The sequence below is a fragment of the Daejeonella sp. genome (assembly GCF_037719425.1).
Lineage (GTDB): Bacteria > Bacteroidota > Bacteroidia > Sphingobacteriales > Sphingobacteriaceae > Daejeonella.
In genome coordinates, this window is sequence record NZ_JBBJNI010000222.1 from 1 (window position 1) to 3,958 (window position 3,958).

The 3,958-nt window shown below is 41.2% G+C and carries 5 protein-coding genes; 1 reads left to right on the forward strand and 4 read right to left on the reverse strand.

Annotated features, from left to right (window positions below):
• The 4 genes from WKF69_RS18735 to fbaA all read right to left on the reverse strand — a co-directional run.
• On the reverse strand, positions 1 to 512 hold a 512-nt coding region (locus WKF69_RS18735; protein WP_340383958.1), incomplete at its 3' end, for a sulfatase-like hydrolase/transferase.
• A gap of 112 nt (positions 513 to 624) precedes the next feature.
• On the reverse strand, positions 625 to 1,092 hold the full coding sequence (locus WKF69_RS18740; RefSeq protein ID WP_340383960.1) for a GNAT family N-acetyltransferase: 468 nt from the start codon (positions 1,090 to 1,092) through the stop codon (positions 625 to 627).
• Complete coding sequence (locus tag WKF69_RS18745) at positions 1,082 to 1,636, reverse strand: low affinity iron permease family protein (RefSeq protein WP_340383962.1); 555 nt, start codon at positions 1,634 to 1,636, stop codon at positions 1,082 to 1,084. Before WKF69_RS18745 ends, WKF69_RS18740 begins: the two co-directional genes overlap by 11 nt.
• 78 nt (positions 1,637 to 1,714) lie before the next feature.
• A complete protein-coding gene (fbaA, locus tag WKF69_RS18750; protein WP_340383964.1) occupies positions 1,715 to 2,794 on the reverse strand; it encodes a class II fructose-bisphosphate aldolase in 1,080 nt (359 codons plus the stop codon).
• Positions 2,795 to 2,957: 163 nt separating this feature from the next.
• On the opposite strand from fbaA, the gene accD reads away from it, so the two are divergent.
• Complete coding sequence (accD, locus tag WKF69_RS18755) at positions 2,958 to 3,800, forward strand: acetyl-CoA carboxylase, carboxyltransferase subunit beta (protein ID WP_340383965.1); 843 nt, start codon at positions 2,958 to 2,960, stop codon at positions 3,798 to 3,800.
• Positions 3,801 to 3,958 lie beyond the last annotated feature (158 nt).

Below are 3,958 nucleotides of genomic sequence, written 5' to 3' on the forward strand. Positions count from 1 at the left end.
GGAGAGAAGTAGCTTGGTGGCTGGCCTTGATATGTACCGGCAATATTGACGTCAAAACCTTGATTTTCCGGATAATACATTACATCATCGCCTTGATGCCATTTTCCAATTGCGGCTGTTGCATATCCCTGTTTTTTTAGAACTTCCGCAATCGTAGTTTCTTTCAGGGGCAAGAACTGTGTCCAATCTGGTGGCAGGAACTTCGCATAGGGCATGTCGTGACCCGTGATCCAGTCCGTGACACGCAACCTCGCCGGAGATTTGCCTGTCATTATACTCGCCCGGGATGGTGAACAGACGGTGCAGGCAGAGTATGCATCCGTAAATTTCATACCGGACTTCGCCAGGGCATCTATGTTGGGTGTTTCGTAGAAAGAACTTCCATAACAGCTTGGGTCCGTCCAGCCCATATCGTCGACGACCATCAAAACTATATTTGGTTTTTGCTGCCCGTATACCTCATAGGTGAGAAATAATGCAACACATATAATGGCGGTGGAAATGGACTTCATTTTCAATCTATGCTTTAGTATATATCAAGAGACCTAGAAACTTCCTAAATACTAAGAAATCTATTATTAGTAAGGATAAATCGTTAAAGGTGCGAAAGTGATGCAGGAAGAATCAGGTCTCCCGACCATTGGCCATATAAAAATTGAGCTTACTGCTTTTCAACACCATCTTAAAATGCTGGATACCGGCTTCCTCAAACTGCGGACCTTCTTTTACAAATCCAAACTTCTCATAAAGTCCAATTGCTGTAAGCTGGGCATTCAGATAAATATATTGCACATCCGGCGGAAGATTATCTAATACCGTGCGTACCAGCACTTTTCCCACGCCAAACCCCCGAAATTCTTTGAGGACAGCAAAACGTTCCAGTTTATATCCCTTTTCCGTTTGGCGCCAGCGGGCGGCTCCTGCAGGAGTATCATTAAAAGTGCCCAGGAAATGGGTTGATTCATCTTCAAACTCCCACTCAAGTTCCGGCGGACAGTCCTGTTCTTCTACAAACACTTTCCGCCGTATCGCAAAAACTATTTCAAGATCTGCGGGATCTGTTACTTTTTTAACTTCTACCTTACTTTGCATCTCGTTTGGGAGAAGAATTTTTACTTTTTACTGGTGAATCAGACTTGGAATCAGGCCTCTTACCAGTCAATCCTATTTTCTTAACAGGACTGCCTTTTTTAGATTTTTTCATCTGATCTGCTTTCTCGGCAGCATCTATTGAACGGGACGTATGAATGTTGTCTTCCTGCTCTGCAAGATCAGACAATTTTTCATAATATTTGTGAAGTTTATCCAACTCTTCTTCAGTCATATCCTCCAGATCGACCATCCGGTTACTGGCTCGTTCATCAGCTGCTATTAACTCGTTTAACTTTAGCTGAATTGCCTTACTATCCTTGTTTTGAGATTTCTGGATCAGAAATACCATTAGAAAAGTAATTATTATTGTAGTGCCTGTATTTATTACCAGCTGCCAGGTCTCAGAAAAATCAAAGAACGGCCCGGATGCAGCCCATACCAGAATAACCAGAAAAGCTGCTGAAAAGGCAAATGAACTGCCGGTCCATGTTGTTACCGCATTCGAAAATTTTTCAAAAAAACTCAGCTTTTTTTTGTTGCTCATACTATAAAATTTGAATTACCAAAACCCCATAGTCGTCTAAACAAAAAACCAACCCGAAGGTTGGCTTAATGTTAAAATTTAAAGCTTGTCGTTTGCATTGATGCAATTCAGGTCATCAAAAGCCTGAGTAAGACGCTTGACAAATGTCTCTTCCCCTTTTCTAAGCCAAACCCTCGGATCATAGTGTTTTTTATTCGGTGAGTCTTCACCATCCGGATTGCCGATCTGGCCCTGAAGATATGCCTCTTTAGATTTATAGTAATCTTTAATTCCTTCCCAGAATGCCCACTGCATATCTGTATCAATATTCATTTTTATGGCTCCATAGGATATCGCTTCGCGAATCTCTTCCTTAGATGACCCTGATCCCCCATGGAATACAAAATTAACAGGTTTTTCAGCTTCCTTATTAAATTCCTTGCGAACGAAATCCTGAGAATTTTGAAGGATAACAGGCTGTAGTTTTACGTTTCCTGGCTTATAAACCCCATGTACGTTACCGAATGCCGCAGCAACAGTAAATTTATCACTAACGGTACTTAATTCCTTATAGGCATAAGCAACTTCTGATGGCTGAGTATAAAGCTTTGAGCTGTCAACATCACTGTTGTCAACACCATCTTCCTCACCGCCGGTTACTCCTAACTCAATTTCCAGGGTCATACCCATGGCTTTCATACGGGCCAGGTATTTCTTGCTGATCTCAATATTTTCCTCAATAGGTTCTTCAGAAAGATCAAGCATGTGAGATGAGAACAACGGCTTGCCGTATTGGGCGAAGAATTTTTCACCATGATCCAGCAGTCCGTCTATCCACGGAAGCAATTTCTTTGCAGCATGATCTGTATGCAGTATTACTGCCACTCCGTAGTGCTCTGCCAGTAAATGAACGTGATGTGCTGCAGAAACTGCTCCCAGAATAAATGCTTGCATATTGTCATTATTCAGAGATTTACCTGCGTAAAACTGAGCTCCGCCATTTGATAACTGAATGATAACTGGAGAATTAACAGCTTTAGCTGTTTCCATTACCGCATTTATAGAATTCGTACCAATAACGTTTACCGCCGGAAGAGCAAACTGATATTTTTTAGCAGCTTCAAATAATTCCTGCACTGCATCACCATGTAATACTCCTTTTAATTGCTTTAAGTCCATTCGTTTAGATTAATGTTTAGGGCTCGAAAATAGGAAAATTCACCTCAAGATCAAGTAAACCTCGTAGAATTCTACTGTTTATACCAACATTTCACGCAATAAGTTTGTGTGACCTTGCTTTCTTAAAATTTTTGTTTCTTTGTACGTTATACACATATCCAAAATGGCCTGGTTTAAGAGAGAAAATAAGGGGATAATTACTTCTACCGAAGAGAAAAAAGAAGCGCCTGATGGCATGTGGAATAAATGTCCATCATGTAAGAAGCCATTGCATTACGCAGAGCAGGTTGAAAATAAATACGTTTGTCACTATTGCGGTTATCACCTCCGGATAGGTTCAAAAGAATATTTTGAGATACTATTCGATAACACTCACTTCACTGAGCTTTTTGCAAATATCCGCTCCGGTGACCCTTTGGAGTTCACTGATACAAAAAAATATACCGACCGTCTGGAAGAGAGCTACGCTAAAACTGGCTTAAAAGATGCCATAAGATCTGCGACGGGTATGCTGGGTCATCAGGAGATTGTTATAGCCTGTATGGATTTTAACTTTATTGGGGGATCTATGGGCTCGGTTGTTGGAGAAAAAATAGCCCGGTCCATTGACTATTGCATTGAGCACAAAATTCCTTTCATGATGATCTCTAAATCAGGTGGCGCCAGAATGATGGAAGCTGCATTCTCATTAATGCAAATGGCTAAAACTGCAGCTAAGCTTGCACTTCTGAGTAAAGCAAAATTACCATACATATCATTGCTTACAGATCCGACAACAGGCGGCGTTACCGCTTCTTACGCAATGTTAGGGGATATTAATATTTCAGAACCTGGCGCTTTAATTGGGTTTGCCGGGCCCCGAGTTATTAAAGAAACGATAAAAAAGGATCTGCCAAAAGGCTTTCAAACCTCCGAATTCGTTTTAGAGCATGGTTTCCTTGATTTTATCGTCGACAGAAGGCAGATGAAGGCAAAATTGACGTCGTTCCTGAAAATGGTGAAATAGCTCAAAGCTTTCGGCAGGAATCCCTCAGCATTACATCTCACTTAAACATTTGACCGCTTACAATGAAAGTTCGTCGTAGGCCGCTGTTAAGCTTCTTTCTATTCCCTGCCCTTTGAAATCTTCGGCACCAGGTATAGAAGTAGCTTTTAATATTTCAG